This is a genomic window from Paenibacillus sp. GCM10027626 (genome assembly GCF_042676285.1).
Classification (GTDB): Bacteria; Bacillota; Bacilli; order Paenibacillales; family Paenibacillaceae; genus Paenibacillus_Z.
In genome coordinates this window covers 42,268-66,269 of the sequence record NZ_JBHTHC010000014.1, presented here as the reverse complement: position 1 = coordinate 66,269, position 24,002 = coordinate 42,268, and the positions used below count along the sequence as shown (strand labels likewise).

The window sequence follows — 24,002 nt, the reverse complement described above, 5'->3', positions numbered from 1 at the left end:
CCACGAAAATTGTGGCCCTCTTCCCTTGCAATAACGCTAGTCCTCGTCGATTTTCAGCACAGCCATAAACGCTTCCTGCGGCACTTCGACATTGCCGACCTGCTTCATCCGTTTTTTGCCCTCTTTTTGCTTCTCCAGCAACTTGCGCTTCCGGCTAATATCACCGCCGTAGCATTTGGCAAGCACGTTTTTGCGCATCGCTTTTACAGTCTCGCGCGCAATGACCTTCGTACCGATTGAAGCTTGTACAGGCACTTCGAACATTTGGCGCGGAATCAGCTCGCGCAGCTTCTCGCAAATAAGCCGGCCCCGGTGGTAGGCCCGATCGCGGTGGACGATGACGGACAGCGCATCGACCTGCTCGCCGTTAAGCATAATGTCCATCTTGACCAGCTTCGACTGCCGGTAGCCCGACAGCTCATAGTCGAACGATGCATAGCCCTTCGTGCTGGATTTTAATTGATCAAAGAAATCATATACAATTTCCGCAAGCGGCATATTGTAAATGATCGTTACCCGGTTCTCATCCAAATACTCCATATTGACAAAATCGCCGCGCTTGCTTTGGCACAGCTCCATAATGGCGCCAACGTAATCGTTCGGAACGATGATGGAGGCTTTCACAAACGGCTCCTCTACGTATTCGATCTTGCCGACCTCCGGGTAATTGGACGGATTATCAATCTCCATAACTTCGCCATTCGTCAGCGTAACCTTGTAAATAACGCTTGGCGCTGTCGTAATAAGCGGAATATTGAATTCGCGTTCGATCCGCTCCTGAATAATCTCCATATGCAGCAGCCCCAGGAAGCCGCAGCGGAAACCGAAACCGAGCGCAGTGGAAGTCTCCGGCTCATAACGCAGCGAGGCATCATTAAGCTCCAGCTTCTCCAGCGCATCGCGCAGGTCGTTATAATCCTGCGTATCAATCGGATACAGACCGCAGTATACCATCGGATTAATCTTACGGTAGCCCGGCAGCGCCTCAGGCGCCTGCCGCTTCGCTTCAGTAATGGTATCCCCGACACGCGTATCCTTTACATTCTTGATCCCGGCAATAACAAACCCGACATCGCCGACAGACAGCTCGTTAATGATCGTCATTCGCGGCATGAAGGCGCCGACCTCAATGACCTCGAATTCAGCGCCGGTAGCCATAAAACGGATTTTCTTGCCCGCTGAAATGCTTCCGTCCACTACGCGTACATATACGATAACCCCTTTATAAGGATCATAGTGCGAGTCGAAAATAAGCGCTTTGAGCGGAGCATCCGGGTCGCCTTCAGGCGCAGGGACTTTGGAAGTCACCTGCTCCAAAATCTCCTTAATGCCGATGCCCGCCTTGGCAGAAGCCAGTACAGCCTCACTTGCATCCAGGCCGATAACATCTTCAATTTCCTGCTTCACCCGATCCGGATCGGCACTTGGCAGATCGATCTTATTGATGACAGGCAGTATCTCCAAATTGTTATCTAGAGCCAAGTACACGTTAGCCAGCGTCTGCGCTTCAATTCCTTGCGCCGAATCAACTACAAGCAATGCTCCCTCGCAAGCGGCCAGGCTGCGCGAAACCTCATAAGTAAAGTCGACATGACCGGGCGTATCGATCAAATTCAAAATATATTCTTCTCCGTCATCAGCCTTGTAAGCTAGGCGGACAGCCTGCAGCTTAATTGTAATACCGCGCTCGCGCTCAAGATCCATCTTGTCGAGCACTTGCTCCTGCATCTCGCGCGACGTCAATGCACCGGTATATTCCAAAATCCGGTCGGCCAATGTTGACTTGCCATGGTCAATATGTGCAATTATTGAAAAGTTGCGAATTTTCTTCTGTCGTTTCCGTACGTCCGTCATTGCTTACCCCCAACATATAACGATATACCAGTCATTCTTAATATTATATCAGGTTTAGGGGTAGCTCATCAATCCGTAACCGCTTCAAAGAAATTTACGACCATACGAATCCCTTGGCTGGACAATGACTGCAGGACGCCCGCCGTTCCATCGGCCAGCTTGTTTACTTTAGAATCCTTCCGCGTATCCGGAATGCCAGGCAGCCGTTCCTGCTTTTCATATACCGGTTCCGGCTCTTCAACATATTCGCCGCGATCGCGGCTGCGCGCAGCCTCGCCGACAGTTGGCCGAGGACGAGTATCTTCATACACGGCCTGTTCCTTCCGCCGCGGAGCGCTTTCGGCAGGCTTGTTCTCACTGTAGTTTTCTGTTAAACGGCCGACTGGAACCCCTTCCTGAACGGTTACTGGGCCATACACGCGTTCTACGCCATGAGTGGCTACATCGATGCCGAACATAATAATCATGACGATCATTCCGCCAATAATAATCCATCTGAACGATTGTTTTCTCATCTTGCACAGCTCCCTTCTAGCTTGCTTTTGGCGCGCTAACCTTCTCCGCATCCCAGTAGATGCCTGTAATTGTCTTCGCCAAAGCATCGATGGTACGATAGGATTCCTCAAGAGTATTGTCGACCCCGCCAACCTCGATCACGATGCTGTTGGGAGATAAGGATTGATTGTATTCACCGTTGCCGTTGGCCGATGTTTTTCCCCAAATGCCACGCGAAATGCCGGGATAATTTTTTTCAAACGCTTCATGGATCTTATTGGCAAACTGCTCATTTTTTCGCCAATTCGGGTTTCCCTGCCCGACAATAAACATTACCTTGGCATAAGACTTTCCATTGATCGTCACTGTCGTATGCTTCCTAGGCTGGGAATCACGATGAATATCGAAAAAGTAAGTTAATTTTTTATTTGAGGTCATTGCCTCTTTGACCGTTTCCTTGGAATATTTGTAAGAAAGCACCCAATTAAAATCTTTGATTGCCGACGGGTAGTCCACGGCAGAGGACTGCGCGCCAATGCCTTGCGCTTCCAGCTTTTGCTGCAGACGCTTGCCCAGCAGCGTAACATTGATCGCAGCATCACTAGGATCCTTTCCGCTATTTTTCAACTCCGGAATCCATGATTCGCGATTATGCGAGTGATAAATAAACACAACTTTATCATGGCCCGTTGTCAGCTGCCCGCCTGCGTTTACAGCTGGATTGCTTTTGGGGACGGTTTTAACGGGAGGAGCAGCTGTATGCTCCGAAGGTGAAGTGTTTTGGCCTTTGCTATTACTATTATTGCCAGCTTCTGCTTCTATCACTCCATGATCTTTCGGTTCGGCTGAAGCATTCATAGTAGCCCCGGGCCTTATAAGCGCCGTGCGTTCTGTTTCAAACCCCGGATATTCTCTCGCCAGCAAGCTTTTAGGATCACTCGCATTAATATCTGTCAGCATTCGGATCAGAAAGGAAGCCGCCTGCTTGCCATCAATCGGGTTTGTCCACGCTTTGCCGCCCGACGCCATCTCCATAGCCAGCATATTGGAAAATAACGGTCCAGGAACATTAGCGGCAAAGCCCTTCATGGACGAGATCGGCGACGCAGCTGCTTGCTGATGAATAATTGCCCCAATTCCAGCCGTTGTAACAACCGCCATTGAGCCTAAGGACAATAGTAAAAACATCTTGCCTGTCACTAATAAACTGCGCAAGCGCTGGCTTCCTTTGCCAAAATTCAACGTTACGATATATTGTTTCATCATTGACTGCTCCTCCCAACTTTCATGCGGACTACTATTAACCTATGAGAGAGCAGCAATTCATAGAACTTATTTTTTAAGATTCATAGGGTCGGCCTGACAGCAATGAAGCCTCCAATCCAAAGCGGAACGGAGGCTTCATTTATGTTCAGTGCGTGTACGCAGCTACATTGGAAGTATCGACTGCTTCATGCAGTGCGGCATTAAGGCCGCTGGCAATAATATTCGCGATATCTTCGATAAATTGGTCGATTTCTTTCGGGGTTACTAGTAAATCATGACCGAGCGGCCCCAGCGCCTCTCTTACTAACTGCAGCCTTTCCGTTTCTTGCATCTGATTAAATAGACCGAAAATATGGTCCGTATTTCCGTTCTGGTCCTGTACATGGCGGCGCATCAGCTCGATCGTATTCCCCACAATAGTTGATGCATACAAAACTGTCGGCACCCCTATGGCAATAACAGGAATCCCTAATATTTCTTTCGTCAGCCCTTTTCGCTTATTGCCGATTCCGGAGCCGGGGTGAATGCCTGAGTCCGCGATTTGAATCGTCGTATTGACACGCTCCAGCGATTTGGAGGCCAAAGCGTCAATCGCGATAATAACTTCCGGCTTGGTCTGATCCACAATTCCTTGGACAATATCGCTTGATTCGATGCCGGTAATGCCCAGCACACCCGGAGCGACCGCACTGACTGAACGATAGCCAGGCGCAACCTGATCCGGCATCAACTCAAAAAAATGCCGCGTTACCAACAAATTCTCGACAACAAGCGGTCCGAGCGCATCCGGCGTTACATTCCAGTTGCCCAAGCCGACAATTAGTATATTGGCCTTTTGGCTTATGCCGATACGAGCTAAAAATCCCTCAAACTCCTTAGCCAGCTGCGTGGCGACCCGATCCTGCAGTCTCGTATCCTGCTTGCGCAAATCCGGGACTTCAAAGGTTACGTAATGACCCGGCATTTTGCCGATCGCCTTTGCTCCCTCATCATTTTGGACCTCCAGACGCGTCACCGTGACTCCATCATAATTATTTGTATCTGAAACAATGCCGGGAATCGGCTTGCCGTTCCTCCCTGTTTCAGCAGCTTCTTTCGCTTCAAGCGCCAAGTCTATACCGACCGAATATTGCTGAAGATCCAGTTCACTCATTGAATGCGGGCGCTCCTTCCAATTGGTTTGGCGTTAGTTTACCGAAGGAACGCGGGAATTATGCGCAGGAGAGTCAAAGCGATGCTATTGCTTTTTGCATGTTCGCATGGTAGAATATTTCAAGTTGTGTTTGTTACACTGGGGTTTGTCCTTGTACGGGAGGTGAATGCAATGCCAAACATTAAATCCGCTGTGAAACGTGTTAAAACGTCGGAAAAACGCCGCGCTTTGAACGCTTCGCAAAAATCCGCGCTCCGCACGGCTGTTAAAGCTGCAGATCAAGCTGTCGTGGCAACTGACGTAGAAGCTGCTAAAGCTGCTCTGATTGTTGCAACGAAAAAGCTTGACAAAGCAGTTACTAAAGGCCTGATTCATAAAAATGCGGCTGCCCGCAAAAAATCTCGCCTGGCTAAAAAGCTGAACGCTCTTACGGCTCAAGCGTAAATCAGATAAAGTCCTGCCCTCGCTAACAAACGCGATGACAGGACTTTTTTTGTTAGGCCGGAACGGCGAGTGAAAGCAAGAACAGCTCCAGCCCTAATATTTTATCCATTTTCCCTGTTTTCATTTCATAATCCAGCTCGGCGATTCGGTTCAGATGCAGTCCAAGAACAGCTACTGAAAACTTGCGGGCTTTCTCTGCAGCGAGCTTGACCGCATACGGATGCTGTCCGATCTGCCCTGCAATTTGCTGCGGTGAATAGCCCTGCTGCTCCAGCTCCTTTACCTGCAGCATGATGCGCAGCTGGCGGGCAATTAATGCCGCAATTTTAATCGGCTCCTCACGCCGCAGCAGAAGCTCATTATACAGCTTCAGCGCCCGCTCCACCTGCAGCGATGCCATCGCATCAATCAGGGCAAATACATCCTCCTCGACCGTAGTAGCGATCAGCTTGTCCACTGTAAGCTCGCCAATCGTGCCGTCGGGCCCGGCATGCAGACATAATTTGTCGACCTCCATAGCCAGCTGCTGCATATTCGTGCCGACTCTCGTCAACAGCATTTCTGCCGCCTCGCGCCGTAAATGCCGCCCTTGCTTTTCCGCATGCTTCATAGCCCATAAAATCAGTTCATTTTCCGTCAGCTCTGGAAAAGCGATCAGCGCTTGCTGCTCCTTCAGCTTTTTCACTACTTTACGGCGCTCATCCAGCTTGTCCGCATACACTTGAAAAACAATGACACTACTCTCACACGGCTGCTTCACGTAATCAAACAAGCTATCGGTCTGATGATCGATTTTGCCGCCCTCTTTGCCTCCCGCTGCAAGCACCGATTGGTCGCGAATAAGCAGCAGCTTGCGGGAAGCGAAGAAAGGAAGCGTCTCCGCTTCGGCAACCGCCTCGCTTATTGGCGTTTCCGACATATCGAATTTAACGATTCCCAGCTCACGCTCTTCAGCAGGCAGGAGTTGATCAATCAAGGCCTCGACAAATTGCTTCATCCGGTACCGGTCCTTGCCGTACAAGACGTAGACAGGACGAAAAATGCCCGCCTTCCACTCCTTCGTCGCTTCTTTTATTTCCAAAGTCATCCCTCCGGCGCCGTCAATTGGCGCTATCTCCATGTTTCTTCCCTTTATACCTCTTATATTACGAAAATGCAACAAAGAGATGAAGCCATTTTGCTGACTTCATCTCTTTGTCCCTGAACATCTATATAAACATCCGCTGTCAGCCCGCCCATGGCACGGGCTGTCGGGATGGTCATACGACGTCAAGGCAGTGCCCACTGACGTTTGTCGATACATTACTATACGCATCTGCTTCACAAAGTGTGCAGGCGAGATAGCTATTTCTGCGAGGAATTTGTTGCTGTCCCTGCATCGGGATCGACAATGACAGACTGTGTGCCCTGGTCAGAGACGATTTCATATGTGACATGCTTACTATCTGCATCCCATACAACATTGCCAATTACAGCCTCATCACTCATATAGAGCGTTTTATTATCTGCTACAATGTAAATAATAAACTGCTTTTTCAATATAACGGCACGATACTTGCCGTCAGGGGAAAGAAATTCCTGCTCAGATGCAACATCCGCCTTATCGTGCTGCTGAGTTACTTTATTTTGCGGTTCCCCGCCGCCAGCTTCCAGAGCTCCGACGGGAGGCTGATCCGCCTTGTCGTGCTTCTCAGTCACCTGGTATCCGGCAGACGAATCATTGCCGCTGTTGCTGCCGCTCTTCCCGTTAGCGCTGCCCTCGCCGCCGTCATTAGGAATATCGTAGTTTAAGTTCGGCGCCATTCCTCTGTTTTCACCAGTAGAAGGCTTGCCTCCCTGCGGTTGACTAGGGGAGCTTGAGCTCGAACTGCTGCCAGATGAAGACGAAGACTCTCCAGACGGAGGCTTCGACTCAATTCCAAAGGAGCGGTTTCCTTCCGCCGGTTTGGCTGCAGGCTCATCCCCAGCACCTGGCTCGGTTTTTCCCTTAAGGTCTTTACCAGCTGCGTCTTCCTTGTTCCCCGGCTCGCTCTGTTCCTGTTCCGGGACATTCATCGTCATTGCCCCGGCGTCAGCCTGATCGGCAGTTGGACTGCTGTTTGCTGAATAAAGGCTTGCTGGCACTTGTTCCGGCGCCTCGGCAGCAAGACCGGCGTTGGATTTCTCCTGTCCGGCAGGATTAGAACCAAACGGGTTGTAAGTGACCAGAAATAGACCAACCACTAAACCCGCGGCTACTACCCCGCCCATCGTGCGAAAAGACCGCCGATCCCTCCACCGCTTGACCGGAGCCGCAAGCGGAGCATTGCGCTCGCTTCGGCTTGGCAGCGGCTTCTCGGGTTCATCCTTTGGAACATCGGCAGAGGCGAGCTCTGCCAATCGAGGCATGATTGCATCTACCAGACTGTAAGGTGGCGTGACTTTCGGCAAATTTTCCAGACCGTCAGAAAGCAGCTGGAGCCGCTCATACATCGCGGCGCATTGCGCGCAATGCTGCATATGACTCGTCAAGGCTTCGATCTCCAGATCGTCAAGATCGCCGTCTAGCTGTCTTTGCATATAGTCCATCCCTTCTTGACAATTCATCCTCGGACACCACCTTTCTGATAGTCATGCAGATAAACTTGTAGCTGTTGCCTTGCCCGGAATAAATATGATTTTACTGTGTTTAAAGGCAAATCAAGCGAATCGGCAATTTCATTATAGGAAAAATCTTGCAAATAGCGCAGCACTACAACAGCCCGGTGATGATCGGGTAATTTGTCAATGGCATTGCGAATATCTTGAATCGCATAGGTGGAGAGCACTTGCTCCTCAACTGTATGGGTGTCCCGGAATACCATCTCATGCTCCTCAATCGAGACGGTCGGCTTATGGCGCCGGAATTTATCAATGCAAATGTTGGTGACAATTCTCTGCACCCATGTTTTGAACTGCGCTTTTTCCTCATACGATCCAATTTTGGTGTAGACGCGGATAAGCGCCTCTTGTGCTGCATCTCTCGCGTCCTGCTCATTGTTCAATATATAGTAGGCTGTCCGATACACATGATGTTCAATCTCGCGCAATAGAGATATAAGAGCGTCGCCATCGCCGGCTTGGGCGGCTTTGATCAGGGCTGGCTCTACCACGGAGGATCCCCCTCTCTTGCAACCTTTCAGACGGATAGTATCCCAATAATGTTGCAATCATCTGAAAAAAGTCTTTAAGAAATTTTTATCTTCCAGTTATAAGTATAGATTCAAAGTACAGCATATCAGAAAATGATGATGCCGTATAGAGCGGAACTGCTAGAAAAGGCATGCGATGGACAAGCCTCCGCTAGGTCTCTTTCACTTATAAAACACCCCGTTTATTTCGCACGATGAGTGAATTACTGTCCGTTATTTTAAACTGAATTTCTCCCCCTTTATCTGTGCGATAGATTGGAATGCCCAATTGCTCAACCCGCTCGAGCACCTCTGGGCTAGGGTGTCGGTATAAATTTCGGCGGCCTACTGAAATAGCCGCATATTGCGGCTGCCAGTACTGCAGCCATTCGATAATTGACGATGTTTTGCTGCCGTGATGGGATAGCTTCATCACATCGATTGCGGCATCATTAATCAGACCTGCTGCCTCAAGCTGCGGTGCTCCCAGCAGCATCTTGCGCTCTGACTGCGCCTCTGCATCCCCAGCAAACAAAAAGGTCCGGTCATACAATTGCAGAATTAAGGCAACGCTGTGCGCATTTTGGTCGCTGGCTTCGGAAATGCGTTGTCCCGCAAACAATCCCTCGTCTGCGCCGCCGATAATGGTCAGCTTTGTATGCGAATCCAGCTGCCACTGCCGTCCTTCGACCGCCCGATACATTGGGATATCCCGGCTCGCGATAGCATCGAGCAGCGCTTTGCTGTCCGCGGATTCTTTAAAGGTTCCATTCCAAAGTACATGCCTGATTGGAATTGTGTCGACCACGGCAAGCAGCCCCTTAATATGGTCACTGTCCAGATGGGAAATGACTAGCAGGTCGATCGCCTGAACGCCTCTTTGCAGCAGCAGAGGGACAACAACTTTCCGCCCGACCTCAAAGGGATCACGGCGGGTTCTCCAAGCGTCTTCCGCCTTGCGGAACATAACCTGCCCTCCGCCATCAATAAGCAGATGCTTGCCGCCTGCAGTGCGCACCAAAATAGCGTCGCCTTGCCCTACATCAATGAAGCTGACAATCGCATCGTTACTGATGAGCGGTAAATAATAAGCGCCTATTAGCGGAAGGAGAATGAGGCAAGCCGTCCCTGGAAGCAAAGCTTTCCGTTGCTTTGATCGCGGCGCGTTGGCGGATGCCGCATGTGCCGCGTGCTCAGCTGCAAGCGGTATTGTCTCATCCTCTGTATACTGCTGCGAATTAGGCTGCAGAGGAACTGACTCGGCTGTAAGCCGCACCCAGCAGCGCGCGCACAGCAGCAATATAATGTAATAAAGGGCAATCCACCACAGCGGCGGCGTAGCAAATATGAACCGGAACCGGTCAAATTGATTGAGCCACTCAACGATGGCATAGCTTAAGCGGTTGCACGCTTCCACTGCATAAGCCGCGGCTTTCCCTGCCGGAACATAGAGCAAGGAGAGCAATAATGAAACGCCCCCCAGTGGAATGACAAAAACGCTTATAAACGGTATGAGCAAAAAATTGGCCAAAAAGGACAGAAGATGAAACTGATTAAAATAATAAAGGGTGATCGGCAAAGAAACAGCTTGAGCCACCACAGTTACCGCGGCGGTATCCAGCAGCCATTTCCACCGCTTCCCTTGCGGCAGTAAATTGCGAAAAGGCGGCACAATTAAAATAAGCCCTGCCGTCACCAGGAAGGAAAGCTGAAACCCGATATTATGCAGGAGCAAAGGGTCGTATACAAGCATGATCAGGGCAGCCGCGGCGAGGACATGCAGCCCGTCCTTCAGCTTGCCAAATCTGGCTGCCAACAAGCCCAGCATCGCCATGATGCCGGCTCTGACAACGGATGGCGAACCGCCGGAAATCAGCATATAAGCCGGTATGGCTGCAATCATGCCGGTCATCGTTTGCTCGCGCGTTAATCGCAATATTTTCAACAGCCGCTGGATCATAAATAAAAACACGGCAATATGAAGCCCGGAGATCGCCAAAATATGAGTCAGGCCCAGTTGAGAAAATTGGCGGTACCGCTCCTGGTCCAGATCATCGCGCACGCCAATCAGCAGCCCCTTCATATATCCGGAGTGCTCTCCGGTATAGAGCGCCTCAAGCTTCATGCCGAGCCAGTCCCGCACTGTATCGACACGCCCGAGCAGGCCCGGTATATTGTATTGCATCGTTTGGTCTATTTTCACATGGGCTGTACCAGTTACTTTTACGAAACCATGCACCCTTCTTTCCTGCAAATAATGACGGTAATCAAACCCGCCGAAGTTCGAGGCCGTGAGCGGCTGTTCCAGCAAGCCGGCCAGCTCGATGCGATTTCCCCGCCGCCACTGCCTGGCAATATCCGCTTCAACCGGCTTCTCCAGCTTCAACTGTACGAGCAAGCGCTCCTGAACGCCACGCGGCGCCTTTTCCCCGTTTATATGCACCGATTGCGCCATCACATCAAACTGCACCCGATCGCCGTCAATCTCAATTGCCGTATGAATCGTTCCGGCTAGCCTCACCGCCACCTCCTCCTCTCGCGCCGATGCATCAAGCGCATCCTGCAGTCCGCTTATATTCCGCGAGTCCACCCAGACCCGCTCCGCCCCGGCCAGCGAAAATCCGATTACACAGACAAAAGCGAGCGCAAACGATACTCGGCTATACAGCGCAAACGCCAAAAGTAAGGCAAGCAGGGCAGCTGCAGCTCCTGCCAGTCTCCATCCGGCGAGCCCTGCGGCCGCCGCAGCACTTCCGGCAACCCAGCAAAGCACAAATATAATTAACGGCCGATTCGCCATCCCCACTCCTCCTATAGACACAAAAAACCTCCCGATACAGCCGATAACGGCGTATCAGGAGGTTCTTCCCCACAATTTATCAGTTGCTAATATCCATGCCAGCCTGCGGCGGAGGCTCATAACCTTCCAGACAACGAAAGGTAATGCCCCGCTGCTGCATTAAATCGAACACCTTGACACTGTCCTTCCGATACGGACGGTGGTACACAACTTCAACGATGCCGCTATTGGCCAGCATATTGGCACAAGTCCAGCACGGTTGATCCGTCACATATACGGTCGAACCTTCCCTGTCCGCCCGGTCTGTAAAAAGCAGCAAATTTTGTTCCGCATGAATCGTGCGGATGCACCGCTGTTTTTTGACCATTTGCTCCTTGCCCTCAATGATCGCAGTTTCAATCTCCTCTACAATCATACAGCCCGCCTCCGAGCAATCGGGCACTCCCATCGGCGCTCCATTATAAGCTGTGCCGAGCAGTTTTTTTCCTTGGACGAGCACGGCTCCGACATGTCGGCGTGAGCAGCGCGAGCGTGTCGAGACCATGTAAGCAATATCCATGAAGTAAGTGTCCCAATCTTTACGCATGCTGTCTTGCTGTGACGCGGACGCAGCCATAGATAACGCTCACCCTTTCTTGCCAGTCATTGCTATTGTTGGCTTGCTTCGATCGCTTGACGCAAATCAGCCAAAATATCTTCGATGCCTTCTGTACCGATGGACAGGCGGATCATGCCCGCGCCTACGCCGGCAGCAACCTGCTCTTCAGGGGACAGCTGCTGGTGCGTAGTGCTTGCCGGGTGAATAATGAGAGACTTGGAGTCGCCGACATTCGCCAAATGCGAGAATAGCTTAACGGCATTGATCACTTTTTTGCCGGCTTCCAATCCGCCTTTAATGCCAAAGGTCATAATCGCTCCTTGGCCTTTCGGCATATATTTTTGTCCCAGCTCATAGGATGGGTGGCTTTCCAAGCCTGGGTAGTTAACCCACTCTACAGCATCGTGAGCTTCGAGGAAACGGGCAACCGCCAGTGCATTCTCGCTGTGACGCTCCATGCGCAGATGAAGAGTCTCCAGACCTTGCAACAGCAGGAATGAGTTGAATGGCGACAATGCCGCTCCCATGTCGCGCAGCAATTGAACGCGCATTTTAATAATATATGCAATCGGGCCGACAGCGTCCGTATAAACTACACCGTGGTAGCTTGGGTCCGGCTCGGTCAAGCCAGGGAATTTGCCGCTTGCTTTCCAGTCGAATTTCCCGCCGTCGACAACAATGCCGCCAATCGACGTGCCGTGACCGCCAATAAACTTGGTCGCCGAGTGAACGACGATATCTGCCCCATGCTCGAGCGGGCGGCACAGATACGGGCTTGGGAAAGTGTTGTCGACGATGAACGGAATGCCGTTCTGATGCGCAATGTCGGCAACGGCGGACAAATCAACGATGTCCCCTCTAGGGTTGCCAATTGTTTCGCAATATAATGCTTTTGTTTTATCCGTAATCGCCGCTGCGAAATTTTGCGGATCGGACGGATCGACAAATTTCACAGTAATGCCCAGCTTGGCAAGCGTTGTCGAGAAGAGATTGTATGTACCGCCATACAGGCTTGTCGCCGATACGATTTCATCCCCGGCACCAGCAATGTTCAGAATGGCAAAAGTGATCGCAGCTTGACCGGATGACACAGCTAATGCAGCAGCTCCTCCTTCGAGCGCCGCTACCCGTTGTTCAAATACATCGTTAGTTGGGTTCATAATACGGGTGTAAATATTGCCAAACTCTTTCAGCGCAAACAAATCAGCTGCGTGATCGGTATCGCGAAAACCGTATGAGGTTGTTTGATAAATCGGCACCGCGCGGGACAATGTAGTTGGGTCAATCTGCTGTCCAGCATGGACCGCTAAAGTCTCCAGCGATAATTTCTGTTGATCGGACATTCGTACAATTCCTCCTTACCGGATATAAAGCCAGGCCATATATTGCCTGTCCCTCCTATTTTCTCACAATCAGGGCGCCGCGACAATGGAAGGTTTTAATTTTTCCAGCATTTTCGCGCCAATTCCTTTCACGCGCTGCAAATCTTCGACGGAGCGAAAGAAGCCGTTCTGCTCGCGATCAGCAATAATGGCCTGCGCTTTAGCTTTGCCGATCCCGGACAAAGTCATTAGCTCTGCTTCCGTAGCCCGATTAATGTCGATCGCCTTGTCTGTGTCAGGCGGCTGCAGCTGCGGCTTTTGTTGCGGCTGTACCTTTGAAGACGCAGCTGCGGGCGCTGCGGCAGCTGCGCGGGCCGGCAAAGCGCTGTCAGGCTCCCTCTGGTGCACGCGCGCCTTTACTTCGGCTTGCAGTTCGATCCACTCGGACGGCGCCTTAGTCCCCTGATCAGCGGCCAGAACAGCCAGCATTATACAGCAAGCCGCAGCTGCTAATATTCCCGCTCCCCACAATTTCACATTCATTTGTCAAACCTCCGGAATCGAAATATTTTTCTGGCATTTCGGCTGCCGCCCGGCATACAGTAATAAGAGCTATCCTTCTGGGTGCAACAAGGAACGGCTGATGGCGCCCTTGGCGCAGCAACAGACTAAAAACGAGCGGCTTCGGCTTCTATTTACAAAAAGCTCTGGGAGGGATCGTTGATGAAAGTCGGCTTTATCGGTATCGGAAGCATGGGCAGCCTGCTTATTGATGCATTTATCGGCTCCGGCGCACTGGAACCGTCCCAAATTAAAGCGAGCAATCGCACATTCGCAAAAACAGAACAAATAGCAAACCGCCACCCAGGGCTGCAAGGTTTTCATTCAAACCTGGAGACGATCGATGGATGCGATATCGTTTTTCTCTGCATTAAGCCTCATGAATATAAAACAATCGTCGATGAACTCCTGCATAAAGTGCAGCCTTCACAAATTTTCGTGTCGATTACAAGCCCTGTACTGCTGAAACAGCTGGAAGACAGGCTTCCCTGCAAAGTAGCTAAAGTGATCCCCAGCATAACCAACTATATTTGCTCGGGTGCTACTCTTTGCATGTATGGGTCGCGAATGCAGCCTGACGATATCGAGAAGCTTAACGAGCTGCTTGCCTATATTAGCGACCCGCTGGAAATCGATGAGCGGCATACCCGCATCGTATCGGATCTGTCCAGCTGCGGCCCCGCTTTTATCGCTTTTGTGCTGCAGAAATTTGTCGATGCGGCTGTGGAGGAAACCGGAATCGATCGCGATGAGGCAGCCTCTATTGCATGCGCGATGCTGAGCGGCACCGGACAATTGCTTACAGACGGCGGGATGACGCCCGAGCAGCTGCAAGCGCGGGTCTCTGTACCGGGAGGCATAACTGCGCGCGCCCTGCAATTGCTCGAGCAAAAGCTGGACGGCGTCTTTGGCGAAGTCATCCGCACAACGCATGCCAAATATGATGAAGATTTGGCCAAGGTTCAAGACTTATTATACGGCGAAGAGGCGAATGGCCCCTGACGCATGCTTTGCGTCATAAAGCCTTCACCTCTTCATCACAACTTATTTAGTTAGCGACAATGTTGACAAGCTTGCCTTTGACGACAATGACCTTGCGAATCGTCTTCCCTTCAATTGCTTCCGCAACGTTGTCGGACGCTTTTGCGGTTTGCTCCATATCCGCCTCGTTCATGTCGGCAGCAATCGCAATCCGGTCGATAATTTTGCCGTTTACCTGTACAACAATCTCGATTTCTTGATCGACTGTCCACGCCTCGTCATGGGCCGGCCAGCCAACATATGTTATGCTGCCTGTATGTCCAAGCTTCTCCCACAGCTCTTCAGCAATGTGCGGCGCAAGCGGGGACAGCAGTTGTGCGAAGTTTTCCATCGCCTGCCGCGGCAGCGATTCTGCCTTATAGGCATCGTTGACGAAAATCATCAGCTGGCTGATTGCTGTATTGAAGCGCAGATTTTCGTAATCGTCTGTTACTTTTTTAATCGTGCGATGCCAAGTCCGCTTGAAAGCTGCGGAACATTCGGCGTCGTTGATTTTTTCGTTCAAAGAACCGTCTTCGCCAACAAACAAGCGCCATACGCGGCTCAGGAAGCGATACATCCCTTCTACGCCTTTCGTATTCCATGGCTTCGTCGCTTCCAGCGGTCCCATGAACATCTCATACATCCGCAGCGTATCTGCCCCGTATTCGCCGACGATTTCGTCCGGATTGATGACATTGCCGCGCGACTTGGACATCTTCTCGTTATTCGTCCCCAAAATCATTCCCTGGTTGACCAGCTTGTGGAACGGCTCCTTGGTCGAGACAACGCCAAGGTCGTACAGCACCTTATGCCAGAAGCGGGCATAGAGCAAATGCAGCACCGCATGCTCGGCGCCGCCGATATACAAGTCGACAGGCATCCATTCTTTTTGCTTTTCCGGCGAGCAAATCTCCTTGTCATTATGCGGATCGATAAAGCGCAGATAGTACCAGCAGCTGCCTGCCCATTGCGGCATCGTATTCGTCTCGCGGCGCGCCTTCATGCCAGTCTCGGGATCGACCGTCTCCACCCATTGCGTCACATTGGCCAGCGGCGACTCGCCTGTACCTGACGGCTTGATCTGGTCGACGTCCGGCAGCAGCAACGGCAGCTGGTCTACCGGAACAGGCTTCATCGTTCCATCCTCCAGATGCAAAATTGGAATCGGCTCGCCCCAATAGCGCTGTCTGCTGAACAGCCAGTCGCGCAGACGATAGGTCACTTTGCCTTTGCCTTTCCCTTCTGCTTCCAGCTTTTCGATCATGGCAGCGATCGCCTGTTCGTTGTTCAAACCATCCAAAAACCCGGAATTTACATGCGCGCCGTCCCCGGAGAAAGCTTCGACCGACAAATCGCCGCCCTGTACAACTTCCACAATCGGCAGGTCGAATTGCTTGGCAAACTCCCAGTCGCGCTGATCATGGCCGGGAACAGCCATTATTGCCCCTGTACCATAGCCGGCGAGCACATAGTCGGCAATCCAGATCGGCGTCTTCGCGCCGCTGACCGGATTAATCGCGTAGGCGCCAGTAAAGACCCCCGTCTTATCCTTGGCCAGATCAGTGCGCTCCAGATCGCTTTTGCGCGCAGCCGCTTCACGATAAGCCTCTACCGCCGCCTTCTGCTCAGCTGTCGTAATTTGCTCCACCAATTGATGCTCCGGAGCGAGTACGCAATATGTCGCGCCGAACAATGTGTCCGGGCGCGTCGTAAAGACGACAAGCTCGCTCGAATGCCCATCGATGGCAAAGGTCACTTCCGCGCCTTTCGACTTGCCGATCCAGTTGCGCTGCATGTCTTTAATGCTTTCAGACCAGTCGAGCTCTTCCAGATCCTCCAACAGCCGCTCCGCATATTCTGTAATTTTCAGAACCCATTGCCGCATTGGCTTGCGCACTACCGGATGGTTGCCGCGCTCGCTCAAGCCGTTAATAACTTCCTCATTGGCAAGCACAGTGCCAAGCGCCGGACACCAGTTGACCGGTACCTCGTCGACATAAGCCAGCCCCTTGTTATACAGCTGGATAAAGATCCATTGCGTCCATTTGTAGTATTCCGGATCGGTCGTGCTAATCTCGCGGTCCCAGTCATACGAAAAGCCAAGCGATTTGATTTGCCGGCGGAAATTGTTGATGTTCTTGATCGTAATATCCCGCGGGTGCTCGCCAGTATCGAGCGCATGCTGCTCGGCCGGCAGCCCGAATGCATCCCAGCCCATCGGATGGAGCACATTGAAGCCGCGCATCCGCTTATAGCGGGAAACGATATCGGTGGCCGTGTAGCCTTCCGGATGGCCTACGTGCAGCCCCGCCCCGGATGGATACGGGAACATGTCAAGCGCGTAAAACTTCGGCTTTCCTGCCTCCTCCGTCGTCTTGAATGTTTTATGCTGATCCCAATATTGCTGCCATTTTGGTTCAATCGTTTGCGGATTATAACCTTGCGGCTCTTGTCGTTCTTGTACCATAATTAACCGCCTCCCTATTCTTCATCTGCACAAGAAGAAACGGCTGACGCCGTACTTGGCGCTATCGCCAAGCTTCTTCCCCTGAAATTTTTATAAAACATATCGGGTGAAAACGAATAATTTCCATAAAAACAAAAAACTCCCGCCCCCAGCGACAACGCTAGGGACGAGAGGATATTGCTCCCGTGGTACCACCCTAGTTAGCAAAAAGCATGCTTTGCTCCTGCTCACTCAGCACCCTTAACGCGGGTGAAACGGCATGCTTTCCTGCAGCTGATCTTCCCGCAGCTCGCACGCGGCTCCAAGGCGAGTTCATATCCGCGTCGCTCCGGCTTGCACCAACCGCCGAATCTCTGAAACCGACACCGCAATACTACTGATCCTTATCAACGCCACAACCAAATATTAGTTTGATTATAATGAAGCTCTGCCCCACTGTCAAGCGATGCCGGTCCGAGTCGGATCCGGATTACAGCCTTAAGCAGCGGCCGCCCCCGCATCATGACGGTTTGACCGCTACAAAAAATAACCGTTCCGCTTCTGAATCAGGGGCCGCGAAAGTGAAGTCCGCATATTGCTCCACACTAGTGAAGCCTGCGCGCCTTAAAGCGCCCGCGATCCATGAAGGCTCATAGGCCCGCTGCACATGCGTCTCCTCAAAACGGATGAAGCGCGCGCCGCGCTCATTTCCCTCCCGGGCAAAAATCGTCAGATGGTGCTCGATTTCTCTGCGCGCCTCATCGTAATCACTCGTCCAAATGTATGCCACATCCCGCTCATCGAGCGTAAACGGCTGCTGCTCGGCGTACTGCTCCAGCTGCCGCGGAGCGTGCACATCAAAAATTAACAGCCCGCCGGGCTTCAACCCTTTATAAGTCGCGCGGAAGGCCGACTCTACATCCTCTTCTTCGAGCAAATAATTCAAGCAATCGCAAAATGAGATCGCCGCATCTACCGGTTCAGGGAGCTCCCAGTCCCGCATATCCTGCTGCAGCCAGCGGATCGAACCGCTATCCGGGTTTATCGCTCGTGCCGGCGGCTCGTCCCACTTGCTGCGCCCTACGGTCAGCATATCGGCGGAAATGTCAATCGCATATACTTGAAAGCCCGAACGAGCGAGCGGAATGGATAAGCTGCCTGTCCCGCAGCCGAGATCCGCTACTGTTGCAGGAATGCCATACTTTTCCCAGCACTGCCTGGCAAAGCGCAGCCAATCGGGATAGGGCATATCTTCCATCAACCGGTCATAAACAGCGGCAAACTGCCGATAAGCCTGCATTTGCCCTTCCCCTCCCATTCGCCTTGCGCTAATTGTCCCGTTTTTGCTCCTGCTGCTCTGCTGCAGCAGAAGTCAGTTTCGTCCAGTTGCCCTCTTGAACGACCAGACCTTCGCGCATCAGCTTGCCAAGCGCCCGCTTGAACGCTGATTTGCTGATCCCGAATCTTTGCTTAATCAGATCGGCCTCAGTCTGATCCGAGTAGGGCATCGCACCACCCGGACGCTCCTTCAAAAATGCCAGCAAACGATCGGCGTCCTCCACGCGGCCAACTTCTTTGACCGGAGTCATCGACAGGTTTACACGGCCGTCCTCGCGAATAAAGGTGACGCGCCCCCGCACCCGTTCGCCGAGACGAAGCGGGTGAGCGCGCTCTGCCTCAGGGATGAAGCCAAGCGCGCCAAAACCGACCACTCCGCCATCAATCAGCACAAAGGAGCCGATCTTCAGCGTCTTTGTCACCCAGCCTTCCACCCATGTATTGCTCCAGCTAACCGGCGCCCGGAAGACAAGCGCAAGCAAATCCTCTTCAGTGGCCAGCTTGGCGAATAAGCGGCCGATTTTATCATGAGCCAGTTTGACGAACACCTCATCGCCGCGGCGCGGACGAAGCGATTGCAACTCAGGCTGCTCAGACAACGGCAGCAGCAGTTGACGCCCAAGCCCCATCTCCAGAAATACGCCAATGCGCGAATGAACATCCGCTACCTGCAAGCGGGCAACCTCGCCCAGCGTAATGAGCGGGCGCTTCATTGTCGCGGCAATCCGATCCTCGGAATCAAAAAAAATAAACACTTCCATTTCGCTGCCGATTTTCGGCTTGCTGCCAGTAAGCTCTGTATAATGAAGCAGCACTTCCTGCTCGCCGTCAGTCAAAAAAAAGCCGTAGGGCGACACTTCCCGCGCCACCCTTAGCCGGGTTACCGTTCCCGCTGTCAGAGTCATACGAACTCCACTACTTTCGCGTCAGACCATAGCCGTTCAATGCTATAATATTCGCGTTCATCGCGATGGAACACATGGACGACAACATCTCCGATGTCGATCAGCACCCATCGGCCGGAATCGACACCTTCAATGCCGCGGATATGCGCCCCTTGCCCCTCCGCCTGCTTGCGAATTTCAGTCGTAATCGATTGTACCTGCGTATCTGAATTGCCGTGGCAAATGACAAAATAATCAGCCACAAGAGAAATACCCTCCAAATCAAGCACTACGATCTGATGCGCCTTTTTCTCTTCCGCCGCCGCCACGACAACCTGCATTAGTTGTTCCGAAGTTACTGCCATTGCTCAGCCTCCCGTATTTTTAAAATTAAATCGTTGCGCGCAGCTACCGTTAACGGAAAGATGCGCTTGCCCTTCGCCAGCAAAAATCCGATTGTCGAATCGAACCCCGCCAGCAGCGCTTCATCCAGGCTCACCTCTGCCAGCTCACGGATCCGTTCCACCCCCGGGAACGCTCTTCCCGGCTCCATATAGTCTGCCAAACATACAACTTTATCAAGCAGAGTCATCTGTTCGCGCCCGGAAGTATGGTAACGGATAGCGTCCAGTACTTCGATATCGGCAACGCCATAGTCGCTTTCTGCCACAACTGCTCCTACAGGAGCATGCCAAAGCTCTTTATCGTAGAGCAGCAGTTCGCCAGGCAAGCCTTTCTCCCTAATTATAAGTTCCATCCTGGACGTCGGCCAATATTTGGCCACATCATGCAAAATGGCCGCTCGCTCCGCCTTCTCCGCATCTGCGCCAAACCGCTCAGCCAGCTGAACCGCCGTCTCCATGACACCCAATGTATGGATCCAGCGCTTCTCGGGCATTTCCGCCCGCACCCTTTCCATCATCGTCTCACGATTCATAAAGCGCATTCCTTCTCATAAAAGAATAAACCTTATCGGGCACTAAAAAGCGCACCGACTTGCCGGCAGCGCGCCGCTGGCGGATCGCCGTCGAGGAAATGTCTATAAGCGGCATGTCAATAACGGTTAAACGCTCGCGAATATAGGCCGGCAGCGAGGAAACGTCAATCTTTTCTCCCGGACGCTCCACCCCGATAAAGTGGACAAGCCCGGCAAGCTTTTCAATTTGATGCCACTTAGCCAAATCATTGACACGGTCCGAGCCGATAATATAAGAAAACTCCCGGCCGGGATATAGCTGCTGCAGCGCTTCGACTGTATCGATCGAATAACTTGTGCCGCCGCGCTCCAGTTCGATGTCCATCGCACGAAAATGCGGTTGAAAATCGATGGCCCGATAGACCATTTCGAGCCTTGCCTCGCCGTCGGCGCCGGGCTGATGATCCTTTAACGGCGGTACAAAGGACGGAATAAACCACACCTCGTTCAGACCGCAAGCTTCTCTGGCCGTCTCCGCTGCAAGCAAATGCCCATAATGAATGGGATCGAATGTTCCGCCCATTAATCCGACTTTTATCATCCACTTCCGCTCCCTTCACACAAAGCATATCTTAAGGCAATTCAATTGTTTTATGCTCTTTGGACTCTTTATACAATATAATCGTCTTGCCGATTACTTGCACTAGTTCGGCACCCGTCTCGTCTGCAAGCCACTGCCCGACTTCCTTCGGATCTTCCAGACAGTTGTTCAAGACGGACACCTTCAGCAATTCGCGCACTTCAATCGCTTCGTTAATATGGCGCACAAGATGCTCGTTGGCGCCGCCCTTGCCTACTTGAAAAATAGGCTGCAAATGATGCGCCTCAGCACGTAAAAACCGTTTTTGTTTGCCTGTCAGCATAGTAGGTAATCCATCCTTTTATTCGAAAATAGATAATTGCTTAACCTTTTAAGGCCTGCAGCACGACTTCTCGCATCGCCTTCACCGGAGCGGGCGCGCCTGTCCAATATTCGAAGGCATAGGCACCCTGATAAATAAACATGCCCAAACCGCCATGAATGCGGCATCCGTTCTCCCTTGCTTCTTCCAGAAATTTGGTCGTCAGCGGATTATAAATTAAATCGCTTGCGATCGCGCCTTGTCTAAGCCAGCGTGCGTCTACAGGCGTCTCTTCAACATGTGGGAACATGCCGACAGAGGTTGTATTAATTACGATATCGGCTTCGGCGCATGCCGCTTTCAGTTCGGAGTGGGCAATTGCGTGAATCGGCAGCAGCCCAGAGAAGGCCTGGGCCAGCTGCTTCGCACGTTCGACGGTGCGATTGGCAATGACGATCGAGCCGGCCCCCTCCTTAGTCAAGGCGTATACGATACCGCGCGCGGCGCCGCCGGAGCCGATGATCAAAATGCGCTTGCCGCGCAGATCCGGCTCCGCCTCCTCCTTCAAGGAGCGGACATAGCCAAGGCCGTCCGTATTGTAGCCCGTCAATCGTCCATCATTGTTGACGATTGTATTTACTGCGCCGATCATCTGCGCGCTTTCGTCAATTTCATCCAGCAGCGGCATAATAGCAAGCTTGTGCGGAATCGTCACATTGACCCCGCGAATGCCCATCGCTCTCACGCCTGCCACAAAAGCGGCCAAATTTTCGCCCTTGATATGAAAGGCGGTATAGACCCCATTAATATTGCATTCGCGGAATGCGCGATTCATCATTATAGGCGATTTCGAATGGCGAATCGGATCGCCAATTACACTATATAACACAGTATGGCTATCTACTGTCATCTCATCCCCCGCCCTTAACGGCACATTAAATTAACGCATCGCGCAACAGAACGCGAACGCCCTTCGGAGCATGGACATCGATTAGCGCACCGGTCTGTCCATTCACATGAATCCAGCCAAGGCCGGAGATGAAAACATCCACTTCGTCTCCGCGGCGCACTGTAAGACGGTGCCTTGTCCATTCCGGCAGCTCCGCCAATTGCTCCCGGTTGGGCGGTGCCAGCAGTTCGCCTTTGTGGTCCGCATACAGTTCATCTGCACGCTCCAGTTTGGTCCGATGAACCGGCATGCCGGAAGAAATATAAAACGTAAACGATTGACGCTCCCCTTCGATAAAATCGAAACGGGCTAGCGCGCCGATAAACAGCGTCTGCCCGGCATTGAGCTGATAGACGAGCGGCTTGATTTCCTTCTCGGGCAGCAGTGCCTGCAGCACGCTGCGCGGCACAAGCTCCGTCATCCGGTGCGTATAGACAATTCCTGGCGTATCGATAATGTCATGCCCGTCGTCAAGCGGGATATGAACCGCATCCAGAGTCGTTCCCGGATAACGAGATGTTGTCAATTCCCGCTCAAGATCGCTGTAATCGCGAATAAGCCGGTTGATCAGCGTGGATTTGCCGACATTCGTCGCGCCGACGACATATACATCGCGCTGTCCGCGGTGCTGCGCCAGCGCTTCAATTACCCGCTCAAAGCCAATATTGCGCTTAGCGCTGCAAAGCACAACGTCCAGCGTGCGCAGCCCTGCTGCCTTCGCCTGCTTCTGCACCCAATTGCGCAAACGATTGTAATTCGTTCCTCTCGGCAGCAAATCGATTTTATTCACAACGAGCAGCACAGGGTTCGACCCGACAAAGCGCTGCAAACCGGAGATGATGCTGCCTTCGAAATCGAATAAATCGACAATATGCACAACAAGGCTGTCCGTCGCAGCAATGCCGCCGAGCAACCTTAAAAAATCATCCTGATCGATCGCAACCGAGGATGCTTCGTTGTAATTTTTAATGCGGAAGCAGCGCTGGCAGACGACTATCTCCTTCTCTAATGATGATGCCGGTATGTACCCTGGTTTTTCTTTCGCTTCGCTCTGCAATTGAACGCCGCAGCCGGCACACCGGCCTTCCTTATGCTGCAATTTTGTCACTTGCTGTCCTCCTTGGGCCAGAGCCCTTTTTTGCGCAGACGAGCCAAGGCAATTTTCTCCAGCCGTCTGTTTACACGAGTCATTACGCCTTCATCCCCCGGTGAAACCGGATTTACCAATATCGTTTGAAGCCCCATCCGGTTGCCGCCCAATACATCGGTCATCATCTGATCGCCGATGACAACGGTCTGTTCGGCAGGAAGCTCCAGCAAGGAAAGCGCCTTGCGGAATGCTTTGTTAGCCGGTTTGCGGGCAGCATGAATATACGTCAAATTTAATGGTTCTGCGAATTTCGAGACTCTTGTCCGGTTGTTGTTGGACACAATCACTACCTTAAACCCGCTATCCCGCACATCATCGAGCCAGCGAACCAGCTCCGGCGTAGCTAACGGCTCCTTCGCGCCGACCAGCGTATTGTCCAGGTCGGTAATAATTCCTCTTATGCCGCGCTTCTTGAGCGCCTGCAAATCGATATCATAGATGGTATTGACGCGCATATGCGGCAACAGCCGTTCGAACATGAATTTCGACTCCCCTGCTATCACTATCATCGAAACTATACCATATAACGGGATTTGCTTGCAAAGTCCGATTGCCCACGATTCGTTATTGGCTCGTAAACCAGGTCGATTGGAAGTTTTCGCGTAAAGAGAATCCGTTATTTGCGGATTTTGCCTGATTTTCTTGGCAATTTGAGCCAGATAACGGATCTACGGAGGCTGTTTAATGTGGACAACGATTTTTTCCGCAGAAACGGGCAGCTGCGAGTCATGCGGACACAGGATCCGTTATTT

At 52.0% G+C, this 24,002-nt stretch carries 23 protein-coding genes and 1 other annotated feature; of the genes, 2 read left to right on the top strand and 21 right to left on the bottom strand.

The genetic code is table 11. The annotated features are described in order from the left end of the window. Window positions 1-36: 36 nt before the first annotated feature. The 4 genes from lepA to gpr all read right to left on the bottom strand — a co-directional run bounded on the left by lepA (window position 37) and on the right by gpr (window position 4,768). A complete protein-coding gene (lepA, locus tag ACFQ0N_RS24365; protein WP_379331176.1) occupies window positions 37-1,854 on the bottom strand; it encodes a translation elongation factor 4 in 1,818 nt (605 codons plus the stop codon). Between the two features lie 68 nt (window positions 1,855-1,922). Next, a complete protein-coding gene (locus tag ACFQ0N_RS24360) occupies window positions 1,923-2,369 on the bottom strand; it encodes a hypothetical protein (protein ID WP_379331174.1) in 447 nt (148 codons plus the stop codon). A 16-nt stretch (window positions 2,370-2,385) separates the two neighbouring features. Next, window positions 2,386-3,615 (bottom strand): stage II sporulation protein P, encoded by a 1,230-nt coding sequence (locus tag ACFQ0N_RS24355; RefSeq protein WP_379331172.1) that lies wholly within the window; start codon window positions 3,613-3,615, stop codon window positions 2,386-2,388. Window positions 3,616-3,760: 145 nt separating this feature from the next. Next, window positions 3,761-4,768, bottom strand: coding sequence for a GPR endopeptidase (gpr, locus tag ACFQ0N_RS24350; RefSeq protein WP_379331170.1), 1,008 nt, complete (start codon window positions 4,766-4,768; stop codon window positions 3,761-3,763). Window positions 4,769-4,939: 171 nt separating this feature from the next. Here gpr and rpsT point away from each other — a divergent pair, with 171 nt between their 5' ends. Continuing rightward, on the top strand, window positions 4,940-5,212 hold the full coding sequence (gene rpsT, locus ACFQ0N_RS24345) for a 30S ribosomal protein S20 (RefSeq protein WP_379331423.1): 273 nt from the start codon (window positions 4,940-4,942) through the stop codon (window positions 5,210-5,212). Between the two features lie 52 nt (window positions 5,213-5,264). Here the strand turns inward: rpsT and holA are convergent, their stop codons facing one another. The 7 genes from holA to ACFQ0N_RS24310 form a co-directional block, all read right to left on the bottom strand. Further along, window positions 5,265-6,332, bottom strand: a complete 1,068-nt coding sequence (gene holA, locus ACFQ0N_RS24340) for a DNA polymerase III subunit delta (RefSeq protein WP_379331168.1) — start codon at window positions 6,330-6,332, stop codon at window positions 5,265-5,267. Between the two features lie 224 nt (window positions 6,333-6,556). After that, window positions 6,557-7,798 (bottom strand): anti-sigma factor, encoded by a 1,242-nt coding sequence (locus ACFQ0N_RS24335; protein ID WP_379331166.1) that lies wholly within the window; start codon window positions 7,796-7,798, stop codon window positions 6,557-6,559. Then, window positions 7,795-8,343: an RNA polymerase sigma factor gene (locus ACFQ0N_RS24330; RefSeq protein ID WP_379331164.1), complete on the bottom strand. Its 549-nt coding sequence runs from the start codon at window positions 8,341-8,343 to the stop codon at window positions 7,795-7,797. The genes ACFQ0N_RS24335 and ACFQ0N_RS24330 overlap by 4 nt, the downstream gene beginning before the upstream one ends. A gap of 205 nt (window positions 8,344-8,548) precedes the next feature. Next, window positions 8,549-11,161, bottom strand: a complete 2,613-nt coding sequence (locus ACFQ0N_RS24325) for a ComEC/Rec2 family competence protein (protein WP_379331162.1) — start codon at window positions 11,159-11,161, stop codon at window positions 8,549-8,551. 79 nt (window positions 11,162-11,240) lie between these two features. Then, complete coding sequence (locus tag ACFQ0N_RS24320) at window positions 11,241-11,777, bottom strand: deoxycytidylate deaminase (RefSeq protein ID WP_379331160.1); 537 nt, start codon at window positions 11,775-11,777, stop codon at window positions 11,241-11,243. A gap of 32 nt (window positions 11,778-11,809) precedes the next feature. Further along, a complete protein-coding gene (locus ACFQ0N_RS24315; RefSeq protein ID WP_379331158.1) occupies window positions 11,810-13,102 on the bottom strand; it encodes a homocysteine synthase in 1,293 nt (430 codons plus the stop codon). Between the two features lie 69 nt (window positions 13,103-13,171). Continuing rightward, window positions 13,172-13,624: a ComEA family DNA-binding protein gene (locus ACFQ0N_RS24310; protein WP_379331156.1), complete on the bottom strand. Its 453-nt coding sequence runs from the start codon at window positions 13,622-13,624 to the stop codon at window positions 13,172-13,174. A 180-nt stretch (window positions 13,625-13,804) separates the two neighbouring features. Between ACFQ0N_RS24310 and comER the strand changes: the two genes are divergently transcribed. Further along, on the top strand, window positions 13,805-14,644 hold the full coding sequence (gene comER / locus ACFQ0N_RS24305) for a late competence protein ComER (protein WP_379331154.1): 840 nt from the start codon (window positions 13,805-13,807) through the stop codon (window positions 14,642-14,644). Window positions 14,645-14,690: 46 nt separating this feature from the next. Here comER and leuS read toward each other — a convergent pair whose 3' ends face one another. From leuS to ACFQ0N_RS24255, 10 genes are all read right to left on the bottom strand, one after another. Beyond that, window positions 14,691-17,132, bottom strand: a complete 2,442-nt coding sequence (gene leuS / locus ACFQ0N_RS24300; protein WP_379331152.1) for a leucine--tRNA ligase — start codon at window positions 17,130-17,132, stop codon at window positions 14,691-14,693. A 159-nt stretch (window positions 17,133-17,291) separates the two neighbouring features. Then, window positions 17,292-17,531, bottom strand: a binding site (T-box leader). 100 nt (window positions 17,532-17,631) lie between these two features. Continuing rightward, complete coding sequence (locus ACFQ0N_RS24295; protein WP_379331150.1) at window positions 17,632-18,411, bottom strand: class I SAM-dependent DNA methyltransferase; 780 nt, start codon at window positions 18,409-18,411, stop codon at window positions 17,632-17,634. Window positions 18,412-18,439: 28 nt separating this feature from the next. After that, window positions 18,440-19,354 carry a CvfB family protein gene (locus ACFQ0N_RS24290; protein ID WP_379331148.1) on the bottom strand — a complete coding sequence of 305 codons (915 nt, stop codon included), beginning with the start codon at window positions 19,352-19,354 and terminating at the stop codon, window positions 18,440-18,442. Then, window positions 19,351-19,698: a ribosome silencing factor gene (rsfS, locus tag ACFQ0N_RS24285; RefSeq protein WP_379331146.1), complete on the bottom strand. Its 348-nt coding sequence runs from the start codon at window positions 19,696-19,698 to the stop codon at window positions 19,351-19,353. The genes ACFQ0N_RS24290 and rsfS overlap by 4 nt, the downstream gene beginning before the upstream one ends. Beyond that, on the bottom strand, window positions 19,689-20,270 hold the full coding sequence (gene yqeK / locus ACFQ0N_RS24280; protein WP_379331144.1) for a bis(5'-nucleosyl)-tetraphosphatase (symmetrical) YqeK: 582 nt from the start codon (window positions 20,268-20,270) through the stop codon (window positions 19,689-19,691). The genes rsfS and yqeK overlap by 10 nt, the downstream gene beginning before the upstream one ends. Next, a complete protein-coding gene (gene nadD, locus ACFQ0N_RS24275; RefSeq protein ID WP_379331421.1) occupies window positions 20,260-20,847 on the bottom strand; it encodes a nicotinate-nucleotide adenylyltransferase in 588 nt (195 codons plus the stop codon). Before nadD ends, yqeK begins: the two co-directional genes overlap by 11 nt. 34 nt (window positions 20,848-20,881) lie before the next feature. Next, window positions 20,882-21,172 (bottom strand): ribosome assembly RNA-binding protein YhbY, encoded by a 291-nt coding sequence (yhbY, locus tag ACFQ0N_RS24270; RefSeq protein WP_379331142.1) that lies wholly within the window; start codon window positions 21,170-21,172, stop codon window positions 20,882-20,884. Between the two features lie 40 nt (window positions 21,173-21,212). Continuing rightward, on the bottom strand, window positions 21,213-22,061 hold the full coding sequence (locus ACFQ0N_RS24265; RefSeq protein WP_379331140.1) for a shikimate dehydrogenase: 849 nt from the start codon (window positions 22,059-22,061) through the stop codon (window positions 21,213-21,215). 25 nt (window positions 22,062-22,086) lie between these two features. Beyond that, window positions 22,087-23,208, bottom strand: a complete 1,122-nt coding sequence (gene yqeH, locus ACFQ0N_RS24260) for a ribosome biogenesis GTPase YqeH (RefSeq protein WP_379331138.1) — start codon at window positions 23,206-23,208, stop codon at window positions 22,087-22,089. Continuing rightward, on the bottom strand, window positions 23,205-23,870 hold the full coding sequence (locus ACFQ0N_RS24255) for a YqeG family HAD IIIA-type phosphatase (RefSeq protein ID WP_379331419.1): 666 nt from the start codon (window positions 23,868-23,870) through the stop codon (window positions 23,205-23,207). The genes yqeH and ACFQ0N_RS24255 overlap by 4 nt, the downstream gene beginning before the upstream one ends. Window positions 23,871-24,002 lie beyond the last annotated feature (132 nt).